Source organism: Paenibacillus assamensis DSM 18201 (genome assembly GCF_000422445.1).
In the GTDB taxonomy this organism is placed as follows: Bacteria; Bacillota; Bacilli; order Paenibacillales; family Paenibacillaceae; genus Paenibacillus_B; species Paenibacillus_B assamensis.
Genome location: NZ_AULU01000003.1, coordinates 396,939 through 418,206, shown reverse-complemented (window position 1 = coordinate 418,206; position 21,268 = coordinate 396,939). Strand labels below are relative to the sequence as shown.

Annotated in this window: 23 protein-coding genes and 1 pseudogene; 15 read left to right on the top strand and 9 right to left on the bottom strand. The window is 42.1% G+C overall.

Annotated elements, in window-relative coordinates; genetic code table 11:
- Nucleotides 1-24: 24 nt before the first annotated feature.
- Nucleotides 25-471, bottom strand: a complete 447-nt coding sequence (locus tag H580_RS26775; protein WP_028593268.1) for a general stress protein — start codon at nt 469-471, stop codon at nt 25-27.
- A 229-nt stretch (nt 472-700) separates the two neighbouring features.
- On the opposite strand from H580_RS26775, the gene cysC reads away from it, so the two are divergent.
- The 3 genes from cysC to H580_RS0101755 all read left to right on the top strand — a co-directional run bounded on the left by cysC (nt 701) and on the right by H580_RS0101755 (nt 3,541).
- A complete protein-coding gene (gene cysC / locus H580_RS0101765) occupies nt 701-1,309 on the top strand; it encodes an adenylyl-sulfate kinase (RefSeq protein WP_028593267.1) in 609 nt (202 codons plus the stop codon).
- A 117-nt stretch (nt 1,310-1,426) separates the two neighbouring features.
- Entirely contained in the window at nt 1,427-1,837 is a 411-nt protein-coding gene (locus H580_RS0101760) for a thiol-disulfide oxidoreductase DCC family protein (RefSeq protein ID WP_028593266.1), read from the top strand.
- A 201-nt stretch (nt 1,838-2,038) separates the two neighbouring features.
- Nucleotides 2,039-3,541 carry a stalk domain-containing protein gene (locus tag H580_RS0101755; protein ID WP_051217145.1) on the top strand — a complete coding sequence of 501 codons (1,503 nt, stop codon included), beginning with the start codon at nt 2,039-2,041 and terminating at the stop codon, nt 3,539-3,541.
- 77 nt (nt 3,542-3,618) lie between these two features.
- On the opposite strand, the gene H580_RS0101750 is transcribed toward H580_RS0101755, so the two are convergent.
- The 3 genes from H580_RS0101750 to H580_RS25710 form a co-directional block, all read right to left on the bottom strand.
- Entirely contained in the window at nt 3,619-3,951 is a 333-nt protein-coding gene (locus H580_RS0101750) for a hypothetical protein (protein ID WP_028593264.1), read from the bottom strand.
- Nucleotides 3,952-4,095: 144 nt separating this feature from the next.
- On the bottom strand, nt 4,096-4,272 hold the full coding sequence (locus tag H580_RS25715) for a YjfB family protein (RefSeq protein ID WP_084508821.1): 177 nt from the start codon (nt 4,270-4,272) through the stop codon (nt 4,096-4,098).
- Between the two features lie 214 nt (nt 4,273-4,486).
- Nucleotides 4,487-4,618 (bottom strand): DUF1540 domain-containing protein, encoded by a 132-nt coding sequence (locus H580_RS25710; protein ID WP_084508819.1) that lies wholly within the window; start codon nt 4,616-4,618, stop codon nt 4,487-4,489.
- A gap of 373 nt (nt 4,619-4,991) precedes the next feature.
- Here H580_RS25710 and H580_RS0101735 point away from each other — a divergent pair, with 373 nt between their 5' ends.
- The gene (locus H580_RS0101735) at nt 4,992-6,962 is read left to right on the top strand and encodes a methyl-accepting chemotaxis protein (protein ID WP_028593263.1); all 1,971 of its coding nucleotides are present in this window, start codon (nt 4,992-4,994) and stop codon (nt 6,960-6,962) included.
- A 141-nt stretch (nt 6,963-7,103) separates the two neighbouring features.
- On the opposite strand, the gene H580_RS26580 is transcribed toward H580_RS0101735, so the two are convergent.
- On the bottom strand, nt 7,104-7,208 hold the full coding sequence (locus H580_RS26580; RefSeq protein ID WP_245583458.1) for a DUF6254 family protein: 105 nt from the start codon (nt 7,206-7,208) through the stop codon (nt 7,104-7,106).
- A gap of 548 nt (nt 7,209-7,756) precedes the next feature.
- Between H580_RS26580 and H580_RS0101725 the strand changes: the two genes are divergently transcribed.
- The 6 genes and pseudogenes from H580_RS0101725 to H580_RS0101705 all read left to right on the top strand — a co-directional run bounded on the left by H580_RS0101725 (nt 7,757) and on the right by H580_RS0101705 (nt 12,970).
- Nucleotides 7,757-8,380 carry a response regulator transcription factor gene (locus tag H580_RS0101725; protein ID WP_028593262.1) on the top strand — a complete coding sequence of 208 codons (624 nt, stop codon included), beginning with the start codon at nt 7,757-7,759 and terminating at the stop codon, nt 8,378-8,380.
- A 29-nt stretch (nt 8,381-8,409) separates the two neighbouring features.
- Entirely contained in the window at nt 8,410-8,916 is a 507-nt protein-coding gene (locus tag H580_RS0101720; protein WP_028593261.1) for a mismatch-specific DNA-glycosylase, read from the top strand.
- 195 nt (nt 8,917-9,111) lie between these two features.
- Nucleotides 9,112-9,294 carry a hypothetical protein gene (locus tag H580_RS0101715; protein ID WP_036604292.1) on the top strand — a complete coding sequence of 61 codons (183 nt, stop codon included), beginning with the start codon at nt 9,112-9,114 and terminating at the stop codon, nt 9,292-9,294.
- Between the two features lie 272 nt (nt 9,295-9,566).
- Nucleotides 9,567-9,632, top strand: a pseudogene (locus H580_RS26935) (SEC-C metal-binding domain-containing protein); the annotation flags it as partial.
- A gap of 524 nt (nt 9,633-10,156) precedes the next feature.
- Nucleotides 10,157-11,332 carry a serine hydrolase domain-containing protein gene (locus H580_RS0101710; RefSeq protein WP_028593259.1) on the top strand — a complete coding sequence of 392 codons (1,176 nt, stop codon included), beginning with the start codon at nt 10,157-10,159 and terminating at the stop codon, nt 11,330-11,332.
- 477 nt (nt 11,333-11,809) lie between these two features.
- Entirely contained in the window at nt 11,810-12,970 is a 1,161-nt protein-coding gene (locus H580_RS0101705; RefSeq protein ID WP_028593258.1) for a YecA family protein, read from the top strand.
- A 445-nt stretch (nt 12,971-13,415) separates the two neighbouring features.
- Here the strand turns inward: H580_RS0101705 and H580_RS0101700 are convergent, their stop codons facing one another.
- Nucleotides 13,416-13,850, bottom strand: a complete 435-nt coding sequence (locus H580_RS0101700; RefSeq protein ID WP_028593257.1) for an ester cyclase — start codon at nt 13,848-13,850, stop codon at nt 13,416-13,418.
- Nucleotides 13,851-14,143: 293 nt separating this feature from the next.
- Here H580_RS0101700 and H580_RS0101695 point away from each other — a divergent pair, with 293 nt between their 5' ends.
- From H580_RS0101695 to H580_RS26095, 4 genes are all read left to right on the top strand, one after another.
- Nucleotides 14,144-14,782, top strand: a complete 639-nt coding sequence (locus H580_RS0101695) for a histidine phosphatase family protein (protein WP_211224378.1) — start codon at nt 14,144-14,146, stop codon at nt 14,780-14,782.
- Nucleotides 14,783-14,794: 12 nt separating this feature from the next.
- The gene (gene fosB / locus H580_RS0101690) at nt 14,795-15,217 is read left to right on the top strand and encodes a metallothiol transferase FosB (RefSeq protein WP_028593255.1); all 423 of its coding nucleotides are present in this window, start codon (nt 14,795-14,797) and stop codon (nt 15,215-15,217) included.
- Nucleotides 15,218-15,328: 111 nt separating this feature from the next.
- The gene (locus H580_RS0101685; protein WP_028593254.1) at nt 15,329-15,856 is read left to right on the top strand and encodes a hypothetical protein; all 528 of its coding nucleotides are present in this window, start codon (nt 15,329-15,331) and stop codon (nt 15,854-15,856) included.
- A 490-nt stretch (nt 15,857-16,346) separates the two neighbouring features.
- The gene (locus H580_RS26095; protein WP_157282639.1) at nt 16,347-17,120 is read left to right on the top strand and encodes a hypothetical protein; all 774 of its coding nucleotides are present in this window, start codon (nt 16,347-16,349) and stop codon (nt 17,118-17,120) included.
- Between the two features lie 188 nt (nt 17,121-17,308).
- On the opposite strand, the gene H580_RS0101670 is transcribed toward H580_RS26095, so the two are convergent.
- Nucleotides 17,309-18,205 carry a zinc ribbon domain-containing protein gene (locus H580_RS0101670; RefSeq protein WP_028593251.1) on the bottom strand — a complete coding sequence of 299 codons (897 nt, stop codon included), beginning with the start codon at nt 18,203-18,205 and terminating at the stop codon, nt 17,309-17,311.
- A gap of 134 nt (nt 18,206-18,339) precedes the next feature.
- Nucleotides 18,340-19,311 carry a helix-turn-helix transcriptional regulator gene (locus tag H580_RS0101665; RefSeq protein WP_028593250.1) on the bottom strand — a complete coding sequence of 324 codons (972 nt, stop codon included), beginning with the start codon at nt 19,309-19,311 and terminating at the stop codon, nt 18,340-18,342.
- Nucleotides 19,312-19,627: 316 nt separating this feature from the next.
- Between H580_RS0101665 and H580_RS0101660 the strand changes: the two genes are divergently transcribed.
- The gene (locus H580_RS0101660; protein WP_028593249.1) at nt 19,628-21,004 is read left to right on the top strand and encodes an alkaline phosphatase; all 1,377 of its coding nucleotides are present in this window, start codon (nt 19,628-19,630) and stop codon (nt 21,002-21,004) included.
- A 20-nt stretch (nt 21,005-21,024) separates the two neighbouring features.
- On the opposite strand, the gene H580_RS26770 is transcribed toward H580_RS0101660, so the two are convergent.
- The gene (locus tag H580_RS26770) at nt 21,025-21,159 is read right to left on the bottom strand and encodes a hypothetical protein (protein WP_281167942.1); all 135 of its coding nucleotides are present in this window, start codon (nt 21,157-21,159) and stop codon (nt 21,025-21,027) included.
- Between the last annotated feature and the right edge of the window lie 109 nt (nt 21,160-21,268).

Genomic DNA, 21,268 nt, shown 5'->3' with positions numbered 1-21,268 from the left:
TTAAAGTATGGTTAATTTGTACAATTAGTAGATCGTCTTATCGTTATCAACGAGAACTAGAATCTTTCCTTCGTTCACGTGCGCACTATACACATGTGCTTCTTCTTCTGGTAAACCTAAGCCGATAAGAGCGCCTGCGAGTCCACCCACGCCTGCTCCAGCCGCCGCACCTGTTAGCCCTGCAAGAATCGGGCCTGCCGCAACAATCGGGCCGATGCCGGGGATAGCGAGAGCACCTACTCCTGCAAGTAGTCCGCCGAAGCCACCGAGTAGGCCGCCAGTTACAGCGCCGGTTGCTGCACCTTCTGCTACTTGTGTCCCTGTCTCATTTGCTATAGCGGTTGTGTCTTCCTTATTTTTACTAATAATAGATATTTCATTGGTTGTATACCCTTGTCTTTTCAGCTCTTCAATTGCGGAAATTGCTTCAGATTCGGAATGATAATAGCCTACTATTCTTTGTTTTTTCATGTTGGTAGCACCTCCAGATTAATTTAAGAATGGTTGTTGCCTTGGTTATTTTAGATGTACCCGTGCTTTCTTTTTTTAAAACATAATCACTAAAATTGCTCGGAAAATACGTATAAAGTGCAATCAGCATGCACCATCACTTACAAACAGCGTATAATGATTGGAGAAGGACAGGTCGGGTCTACGCTGCTCTCATTGTTATCATCATCGCGAAAGGTGGCTGCATGTTATGGACAATAGGTCGAGCGAGAATCATCTACAATGGCATTCTGCATCTGTAAACAAAACCGAAAGAGAGTTATTGAATGGACATCAAGGCGGAGTGATTTGGTTTACAGGACTATCTGGTGCGGGGAAATCTACTTTGGCCAATGCATTGGCGAGAAGTTTATATAATCGTGGAGTTAGAGCTTATGTACTAGATGGTGATAATGTCAGAATGGGATTGAATCGGGATTTAGGCTTCAGCGAACAGGATCGGATGGAGAATATTCGGAGAATTGCAGAAGTGTCCAAGTTGTTTGCGGACGCAGGATTCATTGTCATTAACGCTTTTATTTCTCCGTATCAAGCGGATCGAGCGATGGCGCGTCATATTTTGAGTGAACATCCCTACATCGAAATTTATGCATGCTGCTCATTAGCTGAATGTGAACGCCGTGATCCGAAAGGGTTGTATGTAAAAGCCCGCAGCGGGACAATCCCTCATTTTACAGGTATATCTGCACCCTATGAAGAGCCTCAAGCTGCGGAAATGACGATTATGACCGAGATGGAGACGGTATCGGAAGCGGTGGGTAGAATTGTAACAGAACTGGAAATGCGACACATCATTTGATAAGGTTTGAATAATAATCTGTGAGGCAAAAACAGTTGGTCAAGAGGCGCGTTTATGGTCATTGAGCGGCTCTGGCATGTGGTGTTATAATTTGTCCATATAAAGGAGTGGGTTGCCATGAATACAGTGGACAAGCTCAATAACGTCATTTTATTCGATGGGGAATGCAACTTCTGCGACCATAGTGTTCAATTCATTATTAAACGAGATCCACAAGCTCAATATAAATTTGCTGCTATTCAGAGTGAAATAGGACAGCAGCTTATGAAAGAGTATAACGTGCCTAGTCGTATCGATAGCGTCATTTTGATTCAAGATGAGAAATATTACGTTAAGTCATCTGCGGCACTTCGAATTTGCAAAGGTTTGAAAGGTGGCTGGAAGCTGCTTTATTATTTGCTTGTTGTGCCGAGGGTGGTAAGAGATCTTATGTATGACCAAATAGCTAGCAATCGCTATAAATGGTTTGGGAAAAAAGACAGTTGTATGCTGCCATCCCCTGATGTACGGAAACGTTTTTTAGGATGATTAACTTTATGCGAAGCCGACTATTTTCATAAATAGTCGGCTTTTTTGGTGTTCTCTGCTGCTATGGGACTGAATGTGGGAGTGCTACAAAAATATATTTTTCTACAAAAATATGTATTTGGTGAAACTTTCTAATTTGTTCGAGCGTCAAACTACATAAGACGTCTACAGATTTGAACACAGAAGGGGAGAGACAAACGCGTGATAAAGAAATGGATAGCTGGCCTTAGCATTGTATCTATGTTATCAGTAGCAGCAATTCCGGCTTACGCTGCGCCCGCAGTTGTGAAGTCTACTATTACTAACTTTGAGTCCAATTCGATTGTTAAAAAGGATGGATCTGTATGGGTGTGGGGACAGCAGCAATCTGCTCCTACGCAAGTACATGACATATCAGATGTGGCGTATATCGTAGACAATACTTTTATTGTGAAGAAAGATCATTCCGTATATTTTTTACAAAAAAGTTTCGCGGATTCAAGAGAACAAGAAGTTATTCCGATAGAGGGGTTATATGGGGTCAAAGAAGTCATTGGTAATGGCTATAACAAATACATTTTGCTTGATCAGAAAGGGCAAGTCTATGATTTAAACGTAGACAACGAAGATTTGGAAAAACCACTATCCGATTTGTTAGTTCCGATAGAGGGGCTAAAGGAAGTGAGTGATCTCAGTTATTATTCGTATCATATTGCAAATAAGAGTCAGGAGTCATATTGGCTCGCATTGAAAAAAGACGGCACGGTGTGGCAGAGCAAAATGAATCAGTCGACTCCTGCCAATCAAGTACCGATAATTAAGGATATTGTAGAGATTAAGAACAATCTTGCTTTACAAAAGAATGGTTCGTTATGGGCGTTTCCTAAGCAGGTATCCTCAGTGGAACAGGCTGTTCCATCTCTTGTAAAAGGTGTTGGAAAAATGGAAAGCATATACGCGGACTACGATACTCAAGTAGCCATTGATTCGCAATCTAGACTATGGTTTTTAAGTGGAACCGTAACGGGATATTCGGATGGTACTAAGTATGATACAGGGGTGAATCCTGTTCAACTTAAGACGATTGCGGAAGTTAAAGGGGCTTTCATTGTTGAACGAGACTTGCTAGCTTGGACGAAAAATGGTGATGTATTCCGTACAACGATTCAACGCGAGAAGATGCCATCCAATCCAAAGTTCGAATTGTTAGCGAAGGATGTCGTGCAAATAGCTTCTGGTTCTCGACATATCATTTTCGAGAAAAAAGACGGCTCATTATGGGGATGGGGAATTAACAAGCACGCACAGCTTGGACACGGTACTTACGAGTTTAGTTATGACAAGCCAGTTCCTGTACAAAAGCCAATTGTCGTTGAATGGAATGGCAAGTCCGTACCATTGACGAACGGTGTTATTGTCCGCAACGACCAAGCCTTTATTCCGCTTCGTTCTGTATTTGGCAGCATGGGTGCTGAAATTAAGTGGAATGCCGAAAATAAGCAAGCTCTTATTACGCAGAAGCAAGCCAATGAAACGACAACCGTCATCTCTATTAACTTTGCTACTGGAGAGACGAAAGTGAATGATAAGCCCGTGAAGCTGCAAACGGCTCCATTTATATCTGGTGATACCGCGTTTCTTCCACTGCGTTTCGTCAGTGAGACGCTTGGTGCCAAAGTAAACTGGTCGAAGCAGGATGACAAAATTTCAATTGCGATGCAGTAGTTATATACGAGAAAAAGGGCAGCCTGCGTCATATAGACGCGAGGCATGCCCTTTTATTTATCTATGGGGAGCTATAATTACGTGATTGCGTAAACTTTCACGATGAAGGATGACTGTGCGCCTTTTGGATTAGCGATATATAAGGAGCGGGCTGATATCACTCTAGATGCATTGCCTGTAATCACACCTTCTAGTTCCGTAGGATCGGTTCCAGCGGAGACATCTCTTTTTACATCGAATGAAATATCGTACGGATCTACGCCGCCGCCTTCTACTTCCCAAAGCAAGCGTTTCGTACCTGGAGGAAGAACCTCTGTACTAAAGTTTCCACTAGAGCGATGCTTTTGTCCGTCTAAAGGTGCTTTCTCCGATCGAATACTGGCAATAAATTCACGAGCTAATTCGTTCATTTGGAATTCCCTCCACACAACTTTTTATTTATGGTACATTTCCATATGTATTTGCTTGTCACATTGATTAGAACGTGAAAGATTGCATTTTTGTTTGTTATGGCATTCAAAAGGGGTGTGGAGGGATGCGGAAAAAATAAGCGTTTACACTTTGATATCAATAGTGCGTCCTACGTTTGGTTGCATACTTTGTTGCAGTAGTTGGACCATATCGTTACCAGCTTGCTTGGCTAGGTCTTGCGACATCTTTGTGACCCGAAGGCTGACGGCTTGGGACAACATGTTCTGATTCATACGAACAGATATTGCAGCTACATTCATCTTAGCTAACACCTCCTTATAGTTATGTTATCGGCAGATTAGGAGATGCACGTGTGCTCCATAAATTAGAAGCTAATATAAGAAAGCAAAAAAGCCCCGCTTATGTGCGTTGTCATTCACATGTACGAATAACAACTTGCAGCATTAGGAAGGGGCTTTTATATGGATGACTCTTCATGATGATTGGGTCTCCAAGACAAATGATGTTTCTAACTTACTTTCTGTTCTCTTTCTTTTCGAACGTTAGGCACTCAGCACTCTCTTGCTTGATTTGTACGACGGAAGCTCCACAGTTGTTTTCTTTCCAGTTCACACATTCAGAGATTGGGCATTTGATAATAGACATTTATAATTCCTCCTCAAAAGTAAGGTGCTTGTTTATTTGTTGTTTTGTTATGTATGTAGCATAACTTATATTTATAAATTTGTGATACAGTTTTTACAATTAATATTGACGATATTATAGATAATAGAATTGATTATTAGTCTCAGTATAATGATAATCACTATCACAACGCGGTTTTCTTAGGGGAGAAAGATAAGCTTGCTCAACTTACACATGTTAGATTGGATAGATATAAGATAATAAAATTGTTAATAATTTATAAATATTAATCCCAACAATTACAATTTTCTACCTATTCAGTTTTCAAATATTCCTCCGATAAATCGTATACGGACATTTAGATATTTTCATGCATGATTGAGGAGGTAAGGCCGTGCTTATTAGGTGGAGAAAGGCTTATTATCGTTCACTTGCCAAGAAAACGCTGGTACGATTAATACTTTTAGTGATGATACCTGTATTGGCAATGACGTTTGCGATAACAAATTTTGCGGTTAATCAAAATGAAAATACGCTGCTTGGTGATGTCGAGCAATCAACGGCTACGATTACAACGGTGCTAAATCAAGCTTATGATAATTACGCGCATACGCTGGATGGATTGATTAAAAGCATTACACCAGATCGTTCCGACCCAACATATTTGCACAATCGAGTTCGTGATGTGTCGCATGACATGAACAACCTGCTGGCGGTGTTCGTTGCGTATAAGAATGAATACTATGAGAGCACAGGTCAGTTGCAGGCAGGATTTGATCCAAAGTCACGGCCTTGGTATCAGGATGCCATGAAGGCGAAAGGACAAGTAGTTATTTCCAAGCCTTATCAAGATAAAGTGACTGGGAAAATCGTCATAACTTTCTCCAAAACGTTAGCAGCCAATGAGGGTGTAGTCGGCATTGACGTGTCGATCGATAATTTTAGCGATTTAATTAAGTCCTACAAGGTAGGTAAATCAGGATACATAAGTTTGCTGGATCAGGATAGCAATGTGCTTGTTCATCCACAAATGAAATTTGGAGACAAACTTACGGATGCTCAATTTGCTCCATTCAAAGCCAGCGATCACGGCAATATGAACATTACGATAAATGGACAAGAAGAGTATGTCAGCTTTGATAAACGCAACTTGCTGGGGCTAAATATCGTAGCAGTACTTCCGCTAGCAGAAGTGGAGGAGTTGATATATGGCCTGTATCAAATTGCATTCATTTTCGTTGTGTTACTACTTGCGATGTTGGTGTTCTATATTGTAGTCATTGTACGCAGTGTTATTCGTCCAATTGGACATATTCAAGGACTTGCTGGACGTATTGCAGCGGGTGATCTTACGGTTCGTACAGAGCACAGCACACGCACAGATGAAATTGGACAATTGCAAAACCATTTCAATGAGATGTCCGATTCTCTATCCGAGATGATGAAGCAGATTATGGAGGCTTCTGAAAATGTTTCAGCTGCGTCTGAAGAGCTGTCAGCAAATTCGGATCAAAATGTGAGTACGATAACACAAGTGTCTGAATCCTTACAAGAAGTATCCTCTCAAACGGAGGAGACGAGTGAAAGCTTGCAAGAAGTGCAAGTTCTAGCTAGGGAAGCTGGACAGGAGCTTATGGAAATCGTACAGATGGTGGAACAATCTTCTGCGACCACATCAGGCGTGAATCGCTTGGCATCTGAGGGTCAGCACCAATTATTCAACGTCGGCGTGCAGATGGAAAATATGAAGAAACATGCTGTACAAGCGAGCACTGAAAGTGAAGCGCTGAACGAAGAAGCGCAGCAGGTACAGGGAATCGTTGCGTTTATTCAAAATATCGCATCGCAAACACAGCTCCTCGCGCTTAATGCAGCTATTGAAGCTGCTCATGCTGGTGAGCAAGGTCGTGGATTTGCTGTTGTTGCTAGTGAAATACGCAAACTTGCGGAACAAACGGTTCAAGCAAGCTCCCAAATCACGGATATAATTACGAAGATTATGGACCGTTCCAACACCGTATATGCAACAATGCAGGTGAGCGCTGCTTCTGTACAAGAAGGTCATGAACAAACGATATCTGTAACACATAAGCTTAACGAAGTATTCGCTTCTTTGGAACAAATGGCATTCCATATGCAAAGTATTGCAGATCGCAGCGGACAATTGCGTTCAACAAATGCAACGATGCTGTCCTCATTTGATTCTACGGGTAAATTGATTGCACAATCGGTTGAAGAATTCGATTTGGTAGCAGCAGCAAGTGAAGAGCAAACAGCCTCCATGGAGGAAATTGCTGCATCAGCTGCTCATCTCGCCAAGATTGCTGAAACGTTGCAGGATTCTGCATCTCGATTCAAATTATAACTTTTGCGACACTCATTAATGGCTACAAAGTTTACGGTTGTTTTCTGTTTTCGTGCTCTGTTTCATGATGATGATTGAATTGGGTTATACTACACATGTATAAGGGAGGACGCAAGCGATAAGTCGCTTGCGTCTGTACCGTTACTGTTCGAACAGCTCACGGAAAGATTTGATCTTACCGTGTGGATGTGGGGTTTGCTTGCGGATTTTGTCTGCATTTTCCCGACGGCGTTTCTGCACGGACATTAAGAAATCCCCCTTAATCTGATGATGGAGATGCGGTGGTACTTTTGAAGCAAGTTGAGTACGTGTTACGAATTGAAGCTTGACAACTATTAACGATGAAGCGATAGATATGAGCCCGTTACTTCCTGTTCAGCGGGCGGCGAAACCGCTAATCAAGAAGTGGTCTTAGCATAGGTTTGATGGACCGTTCCTATGCTGACAAATATGTGGCGTGATTAACAGCGCATAAGAGCTAAGCTGATCTTGCGTTTTTCCATCATTTGTGTCATCTTATAGATAAGCGCTATAACTTTTTAAGGAATACGAATTTGTTGATGAAATAATTTACAATGATAGCTGTGTATATTATACTCTTTAGAAGTGTTTGTTTTGTTATCTCCCCATTAGCAATCTCCAAGCTAGTATTCGTTTTACCCTCCATTCATGCGAGTTCGAATATACCATGAACATAAAGACATGAATAAGAAGCATTATTCTCGATATTTGTTGCTTACTAACCGCCTGTAATTCATACATAATGTAACTAATTCGAAAGTAGGGAATTATTCATGAATGAATCCATAAGAGTTATTTTATTGGATGATCACCCTCTAGTCCTTGAGGGGATTCATAATCGGCTGCAACTAGAACCGGATATAGAAGTCGTAGCAAGCTATACAGATCCATTGCTCTTGCTGGAAGATACGCCCCAACTCCAAGCTGATGTAATCGTTATAGATGCTTCGCTGCCTCATATGACCGGTTTCGAATTATCCTCTAAGTTAAAGGAGCTTGAATCCTTTTCCATGAAGATCGTCATGCTTTCAGGCTACATGTATAACGTACTCATTCAGAAAGCTTTTCAAATTGGTATCAATGCCTATATCTCTAAGCAATCCCCCTATGAAGAAATTCTTTATACGATTAGACAAGTTGCTGGAGGCTGCAACCTGTTATCTCCTAGCCGTCCGACCAATCCTTTGAAGCAGGAACAATTGTCTGCTATTGAACGAGAAGTGCTTAGACGCATCGCGGAAGAAAAAAATAACAGGCAGGTCGCTTATGAATTGGCGATTAGTATGAGAACGGTTGAGCATCATATTATTTCGATTAATCAGAAGCTTGGGGTTAAATCCCGCGGCAGTGCTGTTGCAAAAGGCTATGAGCTTGGGCTGCTTGGTCCCGTTAGCTAGTAGGGTGTACTGGATAGGAGGAAACAACAATGTTAGCAGCCATCAATGATCATCTCCAGCCAGGTCTCAAGCTGTTGTTCGTCGGTTTTAATCCGAGCTTACGCTCAGGAGAGACAGGACACCACTATGCGAATCCCCGTAATCGTTTCTATACGATCATCCATGAGGCAGGTTTAACGCCACGGCGTTATCGCCCTGATGAAGATCAGGACTTGCTGGAGCTAGGATATGGATTTACTAATATCGTTGCACGACCAACGTTGGCAGCAGCAGATATTACAGCTGAGGAATACGCAGAAGGCCGAATTATTTTGCGAGACAAGATTCGTACATACCGTCCAAAGATCGTATGCTTTGTTGGCAAAGGTGTGTATGAAAAATATAGTGCCCGTCATGACATACAGTGGGGGTTTCAGGAAACACCTGTTGTAGAAGGGATCCGGGAGTTCGTTGCACCATCATCTAGTGGACTTGTACGGATGAAATTGGACGAGATCGTTGCTATTTTCTCGAAGCTGCATGAGCATTTGGACTAGACTATTTTGTCGTTATCGTCAGGATTCGTGAGGATCTGTGCGTAATTGTATATCTCGACCTGCTGAGGCAGGCTCAGCCCTGCTCACTCTTGCAAATGGGAAGTAATCCTTTCACATCCAATTTTCAATTGGGGAGGATTTCCTGTAAACTGGACCTATCCTTAACAGGAAATCCTTGTTAATTGGAGTGATTTGGTGATACAAACGACAGAACAGATCGAAATGATGGACAGACGGAATGAAATTTTGCGACGGAATATTCAACAGTACTTGGTGCATGACAATCAGTACGGCTTGAGTAATCAGGATCAATTTCTGCTCAATCAGATGGTGAAGGAATGGCATGCGAATAACTATGAGCTGCAAGGCGCTCGGTAGTGGCTAGTGATGCAAGTTTATATATAGCATAGAGTATCAGTGGATGAAGTGTTGGACGGAATGATAATGGATGCAATGTAGGTTAATATGACGTGATATGGTAGTGAAATGAATTCATGGGGCATCATGAAAAAATGGCGATGTAGGAGTTGTTCCTTCGTCGCCATTTTTCTATTTGTATATTTGTATAAATGAAGTCGAATAGTGCATGCAATGTGGGGCTGTATTTAACTTTTTATACTGTTATGTAGATGCTGTCATTGTAGAATGCGCGAAATGAATCTTGTTTTTGTGGAAGCTGGATAAAGTACAAAAAATGTTGCGGGAATTCAGTATAGCGCTGCTGTTTGCTTCTGCTACTAACTGCTTGAGCTAACGGTTGCCACAGAGGCTATTTTATCAAAATGAGGTGATTTTGAAATGTAACGAACGTGAGAGAGCTTATTTGTTGGTTTTAGCGCTCTTATTCGCGGTTATTGCTAAAATAAGCTCCACTGCAACCATTACAAATTAATATTAACCGATTTCGCGAAAATAACGTCTGCGGCACTCGTTAGAAGAATAGAATTTGTGAGATTATTCTGAGGTGCAATTATTATTGGTCTATTGCGTCGAAATGGTTTTCTAGAAATATGACCTGATATAGTGAAGCCCTCAAAATAACATTTCCTTAATTGCGGCACAACATAGAGCATATGAAGGAGAGTGTTAACGACTCCCGTCTTATTGGATGAAAATCAACTGCGGCATTAAACATTATGTACAGGTAGCGTGCGAGTTGGATGACGTTCGATATCTATTTCACAACAAGCAGAAGCTGTGGTCGATTCAGTCTAAACTTTTAAGGATCGAGGGGAGTAAGATGAAGTTGACCAACTTATATGCGACGAAATCAAGGTGGCGTAAAGGATTGTTGCTCACACTCTCAGCAACGGCGGCCTTAGCAATTGTGTTACCAGTTCAAGAACAAGCCCATGCGAACGCAGTACAATCACAATCTTCTATATCTGTACAAAATCAACGAGCTGCTGTTAAACAAGCCGTTGAAAACGGTGCGAATTTGCCGCATATTCCAGGTATTGTTGCGGTGGAGTTGAAGAATGGACAACGACAGGCTTATGCGGCCGGTGAGTCCAGCGTGCATGATGCTCAGATGATTAAAGTGGAAAATGCATTTCGAATTGGCAGTATTACAAAAACATTTACAGCCGTTGTATTGTTGCAACTGGCGGGCGAGAATAAACTTAGTTTGGATGATTCGGTAGAAAAATGGTTGCCGGGCGTGGTACAAGGAAATGGATATGACGGTAGTCAAATTACAATTCGGCAATTATTGAACCATACGAGTGGTGTTGCTAATTATACCGATTTAGAATTTATAAACAAATACGCACAAAACAGGTATCAGTCATTTACACCGCAAAAGTTGATACAAGAAGGGTTGAAGCATGCGCCTTACTTCACTCCAGGCACGGGTTGGAATTATTCAAATACGAATTATGTGCTTGCAGGGCTCGTCATTGAAAAAGTTACTGGAGAAACCTATGGTGACCAAGTACAGCAACGCATTCTCACACCTTTACAACTAACAAGGACGTATGTGCCTGACCACACAAGCTATATTCCTTGGTCTCATGCGAGAGGGTATATGTATCAGGCGGGGCAGTTTCATGATGTGACGGAGATCAATCCGTCGTTCGTGTTTGCCGCTGGGGATATGATCTCTACTGTAGACAATTTGAATACCTTTTTTCAAGCACTGCTGTCTGGTAAGGTGTTGAATCGGTCACAACTGGAAGAGATGTTTACAGTAGTAGATACCGGCTATGGTATACATTATGGGCTTGGTATTATGGAACAAATGCTACCGAACGGACAGTCGATCTGGGGACATGGAGGCAGTATAGATGGATGGGCTTCTTATGCGGGCGGTAGTAAGGGCGGGAACCATGTAATCGCTGCAAATATGAATGTACTTTCATTCGAGGACGTAGAGAACCCAATTATAACTATTATTGAGACGGCATTTGCACAATAATGAATGAACAAGTTCGAGCTTGGCACTAGGCAGACATGGTTAGTCCACTGAATTGGTAGTTGGCTATGGGTGTTTACCGTTCAAGCCCACGTTTTTGTTTTTGGTAATGGGGTACCTTCCAAAATGGATTCATATCTCATTTTCTCATGAGTATAACTGGCTTTGTGGGTGGTGGGTTTGACGCTTACGTTGATAACGTTGATATGATGTGGTGTGGTAGTGTGTAATTAGTTCATGGGGCATCATGAATTAATGGCGACGTAGGAGTTGTTCCTGCGTCGCCATTTTTCTATTTCGATATTATAGAGAGAATAGTGTATAAAATGTTGGGTTTCACTTAACTTTTTACAGTCTAAATTAGACGTTGTCATTGTTTCGTGTAAACGTTGTATGAGATAGTAATGAAAAGAAAAGTGAGTTCAGATGTTGTTTGAGCTCAATACTATTCCGATTATGGTGACTAAGTGAGGTAGCGTTATGGACATTACAGCATATCAGCGAGAAATAAATCATGATTATGTACTTGATCATGTATCTAACTTGCAAATTGGACATGTACTTATGCAGCACAACAAAAAAATGCTGATGCAAAAGGCTGTTGCTCACGGAATAGCCGGTCGATCCAAGATGAAGAAGCTAGAGCTTATATCCACATTAGTTAAAGTTATTAACGATCCGAATGTATTGCAAGAAACAATGCTCTTATTAGATGAAGAAGAGTATGACTTTTACCAGTATGTCATGAAGGCGGAGAGGGAAATTCCGTGTAAAATTATGCCGTTCAAGCTTAGATTTCTTATTGATAGGGGAATTGTAAATTGTATTTGGCATGATGATACTCAGTATGAGTACTTTATTCCACTTGAAACGAAAGAAGCAGTAAAGAAGCTTGATTGGCATCATCTATTCAAGAGTAGAGAAGATCAGCAAGTAATACTGAAATATATCAAGTCAGCTGTAAATTTGTACGGAGCCTGTAAACCTGAACTAGTTGTTCAACTATTTAATGCACATCATGCGAATCAGATTACGGAGCAGGAATTATGCACGGTGGATTCATTCCATAGTCAAAGACTGCAGAGCTTTTATTGGCATGATGATTACTTCGTTAGTGATTATTTTGAAGAAGCTACCATGCATGAATTAGAAGACTTATTAGTTAGGTCTAAAGCCAAACCGTACTATATGCCGGAGAAAGAAATTTTCGTTCAGTATGCTGCATCCGATTATTATGAAATAACTCCCCAATTGCTTCGGCTTAAACGTTTCATTCAGAAGGAACTCCGTCAAAATGAAGAGAACGCCGATTACATAATAGATGATATACAACTTGTGTGTTCGATGGAACTCCCTATGCAAGAAGCAATAGATGAAATAACAAGAAGAGGAATAGACTTCAAAAATTATGATCAGGTAAAAAAAGTAGCAAGCCTCGTGATGGATGTTTATAATCATACGCGATTATGGTCCAATCGCGGGCATACTCCTGTTGAGCTTCGGGCGTTGAGCAATAGAGACGATGTGGCAGCATCGAGTGGTAGTAAACAACATGCTAATGTTTTCAAAATCGGGCGAAATGAACCTTGTGTTTGCGGAAGTGGGAAAAAACACAAAAAATGTTGTGGGAGTTCAGTATAGCGATGCTGCCTGCTACTGGCTGCTTACGCTAACGGTTGCCATGGAGGCTATTTCGTCAAAATGAGGCGACTTTGAAATGTAACGAACGTGAGAGCGCTTATTTGTTGGTTTTAGCGCTCTTATTCGCGATTATTGCTAAAATAAGCTCCACTGCAACCGTTACAAATTAAAAACGAACGATTTCACGAAAATAACGTCAGTGGCAGTCGTTAGAAGAAATGGTGTGATACTTCATGAACGTAGTGGGTTTTAAAGGCATTAGATGCTTCAATTACAATGTCCTAGAATTCATCTTTTTATAAAAAAGTGCCAGCCTATTTTCGCTCAGTGAGGAACGAAGTAGATTGGCACCAGTATGTTCAGGCTAGCTTTAGTTGCATTGCTGCATTACTACTGGTACTTACATATTAAAACTGATAATCGGTATGTAAATTTAATATTTTGTTTAGTTAACTGCCGTTCTTATTTTATTGTCTTCTAATTGCTTCTGGATTCCCGCTCGATCAATTTGAATCCAGTACTCTGCAATTTTTTCATTTTCTACTCGATATACCGCACTGGCCAGTTGGATGACTGGAAGCCCCGTCGGTTGGTATCCATTCACTTCTCCTATATGCGTACCTGTTTGTTTCCAGCGCACATATATTTTATCCCCGGCTGCTAAACACTCTTGAATCTCTATTGAAAATTGACCATAGGCTTCCAACATCTCGACGACGTGTTCAGCGTACTCTTGGGGTGTTCGCAATACGGTTTGTTCTTCTTCCGATTCAATTTGATGCGCGATTACTTGTTCTGCCATGAATTGATTTGCGAAATCAGGTTGTTTACCTGAACGTACTTGCTCAAAAAATTGTCTAACCACGTGTTCTGGTGTCATGAGGAACTCTCCTTTATGAAAGTACTAGTTGCTAATTCTATTTTATTATTGGTGATGGTAGAGAAAGTAAAAATTCGTAGAAGGTGAAAAAAGATGAGGTAAACTACTTTCAGCAGTTTATTTTATAAATGCTAGTATGACGATTTTGGGTGATTGGTGCAATATGGTATAGTAATTTTAATTTCATAGATAAGATTCTATATAGGAAATAGGGAAGCTATTCTGTGCATCAAGAAGAGCAGTTGGATAGGTAGAAACAGCAGCTAGATACATCTTTGAGAGGGGTTTTGAGCGTGGCAAATCATATTACTACCGTATATATCGTCAGACATGGACAGACGGAATGGAATGTGGAGCATCGATTGCAAGGACATCAAGACTCTCCTTTGACGGAATTTGGTGTGCGGCAAGCGGAATGGTTAGGAGAGGCAATGGAAAATGAGGCCATTGATAAGATGTATTCGAGTTCTAGCGGGCGAGCGCATCGAACAGCTGAGATTATAAGAGGATCAAGATCTATTGATATTATTGATACGGATGATTTTAAAGAGATTGGCTTAGGTAGTTGGGAAGGTATTTCTCAAACGGAAGCGAAAGAGCGGTATCCAGAGCAGTTTGATTATTTTTGGAAGGACCCCGCACAATTCCAAGTGGACAACAGCGAGACGTTTCAACAAGTATCTGAACGCGCTGTTCGCAAGCTGAATGAGATCGTTAGTGAGCATCGGGGGAAGTCCATTGTTATCGTTACACATACGGTGGTCGTTAAGGTGCTTATGGCTTATTTTGAAGGGAGAGCTATGAACAAGCTTTGGGACCTTCCTTATATTCATCCAGCTTGCCTATGCAAAGTGAAATTTGTAGGTGATGAGCCAAGCATTTTGCTGCATGGAGATGTCAGTCACTACAAAGAAAATCCTGTTCCGGGCTGAGGAGGTATCATGATGAAATTGGGGCCTATGAATCATATTTGTTTTTCTGTTTCTAATTTGGAGCAGTCTGTGGCCTTCTATGAGCAAGTATTTGATGCGAAGTTGTTAGTCGTAGGCCGCAAGCTTGCTTATTTCGATCTCAATGGACTATGGATTGCTTTAAATGAAGAGCGGGATATACCACGGAACGAGATTCATGAATCCTATACGCATATGGCTTTTACGATAGAGGAACAGGATTTTGCAACATGGCAGGAGAAGTTGAAACGGCTGAACGTGAATATTCTCTCTGGTAGAGCACGAGATATTGAGGATAGGCGATCCATCTATTTTACAGATTTGGACGGTCATAAATTTGAACTGCATACGGGCTGTTTGCAAGATAGGTTAGACTTTTACAAAAAAGAGAAGCATCATATGAAGTTCTACGTTTAACATACTTGTTGGTAATTTTCATAGAATAGCACAACTTCCTTTAAATATGAGCGTATGAACAAGCAATACATACAAAACTTCCATAATTAAGAAGGGGGTTGCATATAAGTTATGAGTCATGAACTTACGATTGCAGAAGCTTTGAGTGTACGGGCAGCCATTTCACGCAAGATTGACGAGCTGCGCTCTGAACGCGGTAATAATACTACGGTTTACGTTGATAAAAATGAGACGCCAGAGTATCCGGCTCGCAGTGTTGATGTTATTACGGCTGAGCTAGATGGCGTACAAAGGGACTATCGCAAGCTTGATGTCATGATTGCTCAAGCTAATTTAGCGAACACCATTGCATGGGATGGTGGCGAGATTACGATTCTCGAAGCGATTGAATGGGCGAAGCAGACTCGCCAAGAGATGAATGCTTATCACTATTTGGGGCAGCAGAAGAAGCGGGAACGTCTTCGTGGTGGCGGAACTGGTGAAGCAGCAGCATTGTATCAATATGCGTTGTATGAGCCGGAAACGTATCATCAGCTTACACAGAAACGGACACGTGAAGTGACAAAGCTGTCTGCCTTGATTGAGCGCGCGAATCATACGAATATGATTGCATTCGATGCTTCCAAGTATATGGCTTAATTGATTGCCACAGCATGCTGCATATGCGTAAAAGGGATTGACGGTGAACTTCCCGTTCTCCCTAGCTTCCAACAGGTGAGACACCGAGGTGAAAACGTTAGTCGCCTGCTGGAAGCTGGTGAGAACCAGCATGCAGGAAAGTGTGGGCAACCGCAGCATCTGGCGGCCTCAGATGCACCCAACCATAAACCTGAGCGTAAGTCGATAACAGATTACAGCTGAACGACTACACGATTATACGCGCTTACGAATTACGGACTTTCCGATCCCAATTAATAGCCCCGTTTCCTGTTGAGCGCATCCTTTCGAGGATGCGCTCTTTGCTATATTTGAGTATCAATAAAGGGATCTATTCACTTGAAAAATTATTGAGTGATGAGGAAATGAAACAAAAGGGATATATTAGGAGGGTGATTGGTGATTCTTGTCGAATACTAAATATATATAGATATGTATGTACATATATAGATAGTGGAAGGGGTTCCAACAGATGCAGCGTACACCGGGATCTTCAACAACGACAAGATCACGATCACAGTCATCATCTCGCTCAACAGGGGCGACAAGTTCGAGTTCGACTGCAAGAACAGCGAGCTCGGCAAGAAGTAGTACAAGTTCATCTGGGCGATCAGTTATGGGACGGAACCAGCCGTCTGGCTATGCAACAAGTTCAAGCAGCAGACAGACAAAAGGAAGTTATCCTTCAGGGTCAACCCGTCATACTCAAACGCCATCGAGTGCTAGATCAGCTAACCATAATTCGTATCGCTCGGGTAGCAGTGGTCAGTCATCACGAGCTGCTCAATCACGTTCTGGCAGAGGCTATTCGAATGAAGATCGCTATTCACAAGGTAATAGAGGATCAGCTGAGGGAGTTGATGCAAGACGGGATGGAAATCATGATGAGTTTGTTATGCCCTGTTTTACATGTAAATCGAAGCAGTTTAAACAAGTGAAGAAAGGATATCAGTTCAAATGGATGGGGCTGGCGCTTGTGTTACTCCTTTTTGCTCCGTTTATTATTGTGAGACAACTTCCTCACGGCATCCTTTTCTTTGCTAATTTATATATGGATAGTGGTATTAATGCTGCTTATTATATAATGGAACTTTTAGTGTCGCTTAGAGAACTTATCGAAGTCCTTATGTATATTTCTATTTTGTTATCGCTGCCTGTCAGCATTGGAGTTGGATTTATCGGTAATAATAAAGTCGTACAAACCTGTCTTCGTTGTGGCAATAAAAGAGCGCCGCTTGGTACATAGGGCATTAGCTGTTGACCCTAGTTGAAGGGATTATCATAATGGCTATGCACAGCATGCATGGTGTAAGGTATAGTGGAAATCGCTTTTTAAGCTACTATAAAAGTATAAATGCGCAAAGACAGCTTCCTGGTGCTCTAACACAAGGGAAGCTGTCTTCTTTGTAATACGAAGATTATATATAAAGCTGATTATGCTCGTTCCACGGCAATATAAATTTCAACTTCTCCGACACCGTTAACGACTTTATCTGCGCAGTACAATTCGAAGTCGCCACTGTAGCTGCGCTTGCGCCCTGTCTCGGATTGCCATTTCCAGATACCATGCCAAGCTTCGGCTACTACTTCCATGACAGGGCCAGAGCGAGTTAGGAACACGGCATATTCCGCTTCGGGAAGTGTAAGGGCTGCTTGCGTCTGGTCAGCATTTGCATGATTGGAAGTGACCGCATCATCAGAAGCTTTTGCCCTCGCATCTTGTGCAGGAACAGCGATAGTAAAATTGTAATCGCCCCAAATTTCATTTTCGTACTGATGATAGACGGCATATAAAGGTTGTTGTGTTTGCGAAGCCACAGGTTCTGCGTCAGCAACTGTACCTGAATTTGTCCCAGCAGTTGTATCTTTGCATTCATGCTGCTCATTGCTGGATGCATCGCTAGGTTCATTACTCGATTGAGATAGCGACATCACTTGCTGCCACGCTTGTGGAATCTCACCATTGCCAGACATTTCTTGCTTATTGCTCGTTCGTGTTGTAATGAGACTTTGGAGTAGGATTACATCTAAGCGTTCATATCGAACAGGTTCGAATGATGGCAATTGGTCTTTATCTGTACGCCAACGTTTTAAAAATGGCAGTGTATTTTTCATAAGCTGTCTTGCTTCTTCCTCTGACATGCCGTTTTCCATCACATGCGGCACGCAAATCTCGATCATTTCCTCCAACGTGCAAGTAGGGTTCGTGAAGGCACCATTTTCATAACAGTATTTACAGTAGTCTTGACTTAGGCTTCCATTCACATCAGTTCCTAGTTGGCTATCCTCTACAAGCGGCATACTGCAGCTTTGGCAAAATAGAGTCGTCATTCTATATCTCTCCTTATTATTGAAGGTTAGTTAGTTGTCTTGCCTCATTCGCTTATCCCGGGTACAGCTTTAGTATAAAAAAACGAACCTGACAACAGTCTGTCAGGTTCGTAAAAGAAAGATTGATGGAGCAGCTAAACTCGATATTTAGCAGCCATTTTTTCGATTAATGCTTTAATCCGATCTCGCAAATGAGGTGGAGAGACGACTTCAACATAAGGTCCATAGCCAAGTATAAAGCTTTCAAGCCAGCGATCCTGTGGGAAAGCAGCAGTGACCTGATACGTGCCATTCGACTGCGGAACTAGCGCTTCTACACCAAATCGTTCTTCGGCCATCGACTTGGCGGACTCCTCGAAGGACAGAACGATTTCCGTCGTGTTCTCTGGTGCCGTCCAATTGTTCCACGGTTGAGATAAGGATAGCCAATTCAAAGCAGCATCCGTGTCAGCCTCGTCAGTAAACGCATTGCGGTCAAACTGCCGCTCAAGCAGCTGGATATTTTTCATGCGAAACAGCTTGAACAAGCGGAAGTCACTGCGTGTCGTGCAGTAGGCGTACAAATACCATTGTTGGCTTTTTAACAACAACGTATAGGCATGTACATTGCGCTGCGTAACTGACCCATTGGCATCTACATATTGAAATTGAATGACGAGGTCTTCTTCGACAGCCTGCTTCAATAGCGAGAGATGATGTTCGAGAAACGGATATTTGCCCCAAGTTGATAGATCAATTCGAAATCGCTGCAAGTGCATAGCCAGTGATTCACCTTGAGCTTCAGGGACGAGCATTTGCAGCTTCTCTGCCAGCATCGGCTGCTGATTCAACGTATGGGCAGTGGATAAGCTTTGCAGTGCGGTAAGAATGGAAGCAAGCTCATCATACGTAAGTACATTGCGTTCCAGCTTGTACCCGTCCATAATGCGAATGCCGCCATTGGCCCCTTGCTGGGTCATAATTGGAATGCCTGCCATATTTAATGTTTCAATGTCACGGTATATCGTTCGAATCGATACTTCGAATTGGTCTGCGAGTTCTTTCGCCATTACTTGACGGCGGTTTAATAAGACGATAAGGATTGATAATAAGCGTTCAAGTTTCATAGCTTCTCCTCATGAATAGGATGGTGAACATGAAAAGGATGACTGTTTCTGTTCCGAATTTCCATTTCGTAAACTTTGTACACTAGCTGCCTACTCACACTATCATGTTACATCGTTTTGGGAAAGCAAACGCGTGCTGATGGTTTTTACAGTATTCGAACAGTTGGTACTGAACTTGATTGTTAATTTACAATTTACAAAATAATTTACATCGATTTTACGCTAATGATATTGTCCGCTAACATAGCTCTATTAAGATAAGGTTGTGACGGGGGACATCTCCCGAGTCTAGTATCCTTGAGGAGGATTCGGCGTAATGATAAAGCTTAAACCGAAGAAACTACTTCTATGTGCACTCGCATCCGTGATGGCTTTCGGTATTATTGGGGGAGCATGGGGACTTGCAGAGCGACATGCTATAGCAGCAGAGAGCAAGCCAGAATCCAAAAAAATTAAAAATGTAATTTTCATGATTGGGGATGGTATGGGTTACAGCTATACAGCTGCTCATCGCTATATGAAAGACAACCCGGATACTCCTCTTATGGAGAAAACGTTATTTGATCAGCATTTAATTGGAAGCCAAATGACGTACCCTGAAGATCCAAAAGAAAATATTACAGACTCTGCTTCCGCTGCAACAGCGATGTCAGCAGGTGTCAAAACATATAATAATGCGATTGCGGTTGATAATGACCATTCGCGTGTCAAAACGGTTCTTGAGCATGCAAAAGGAAAAGGCATGTCCACTGGATTGGTCGCTACATCTGAGGTAACACATGCAACGCCAGCTGCTTTTGGTGCGCACGAGGATTCTCGTAAAAACATGGACCAAATTGCTGACGACTACTTTGATGAGTGGGTATACGGCAAACACAAAATTGATGTCATGCTTGGCGGCGGCAAATCGAACTTTGCTCGTAAAGACCGTGATTTGACGAAGGAATTCCAAGAAGATGGCTACAGCTATGTGACGAATCGTGAGCAGTTGTTGAAGGACGATAGCGAGCAGGTGCTCGGATTGTTTGCAGATGGCGGATTGGATAAAATGATTGACCGCAGCAGTGAGACACCTTCCTTGAAAGATATGACGGAGTCCGCGATTAAGCGTCTCGATAAAAATGAAGAAGGCTTCTTCCTCATGGTAGAGGGCAGCCAAATTGACTGGGCTGGTCACGATAACGATGTAGTAGCAGCAATGAGTGAAATGGAAGACTTCGAGCAATCGCTGCAAGCAGTACTAGAGTTTGCTGAGAAAGATGGCGAGACGCTGGTTGTATTAACTGCGGATCATTCAACAGGTGGATTCTCGCTCGGAACGGACGGCGAATATTCCTTTGATGTAGCGCCAATTAAGGCAGCGAAGCGCACACCTGACTATATGGCAGCGAAAATTGCTGGTGGTGCGGATGTTGAGCAAACCTTGAAGGCGTATATTGACTTGGAATTGAAGCCTGAAGAAATGGATAGTGTGAAAAAGGCTGCTGAAACGAAGAATGTAGCTGAGATCGATAATGCGATTGAGAAAATTTTCGATAAGCGTACGTTCTCCGGCTGGACGACGGGCGGACATACAGGTGAAGATGTGCCTCTGATCGCTTATGGACCAGGCAAAGAGCAGTTTGCAGGCTTGATTGACAACATTGATAATGCAACGAAGATTTTCAAAATTATTGATGAGAATCACAAGTAATAGCTAGTCATTGAGACTCATCATTGATTATAAATGTTTCCTCTTACCTCGTTTGAAATGTAATGAACAGCATGAATAGATGATTTGTAACCCCAAATCATCCCTTGATCCCCTTTGGATTCATCCTGAACCTCAATATAGTTTGGACGCGTCATCTCCCCCTCTCCCGGGGAGGAGTGACGCGTATTTTTTTTACTTGTATATACGTGTTAAAGCTGCAAGCTGTGTCCAAAAGAAGTGGCCACGTTGATGATGCGCATTCTT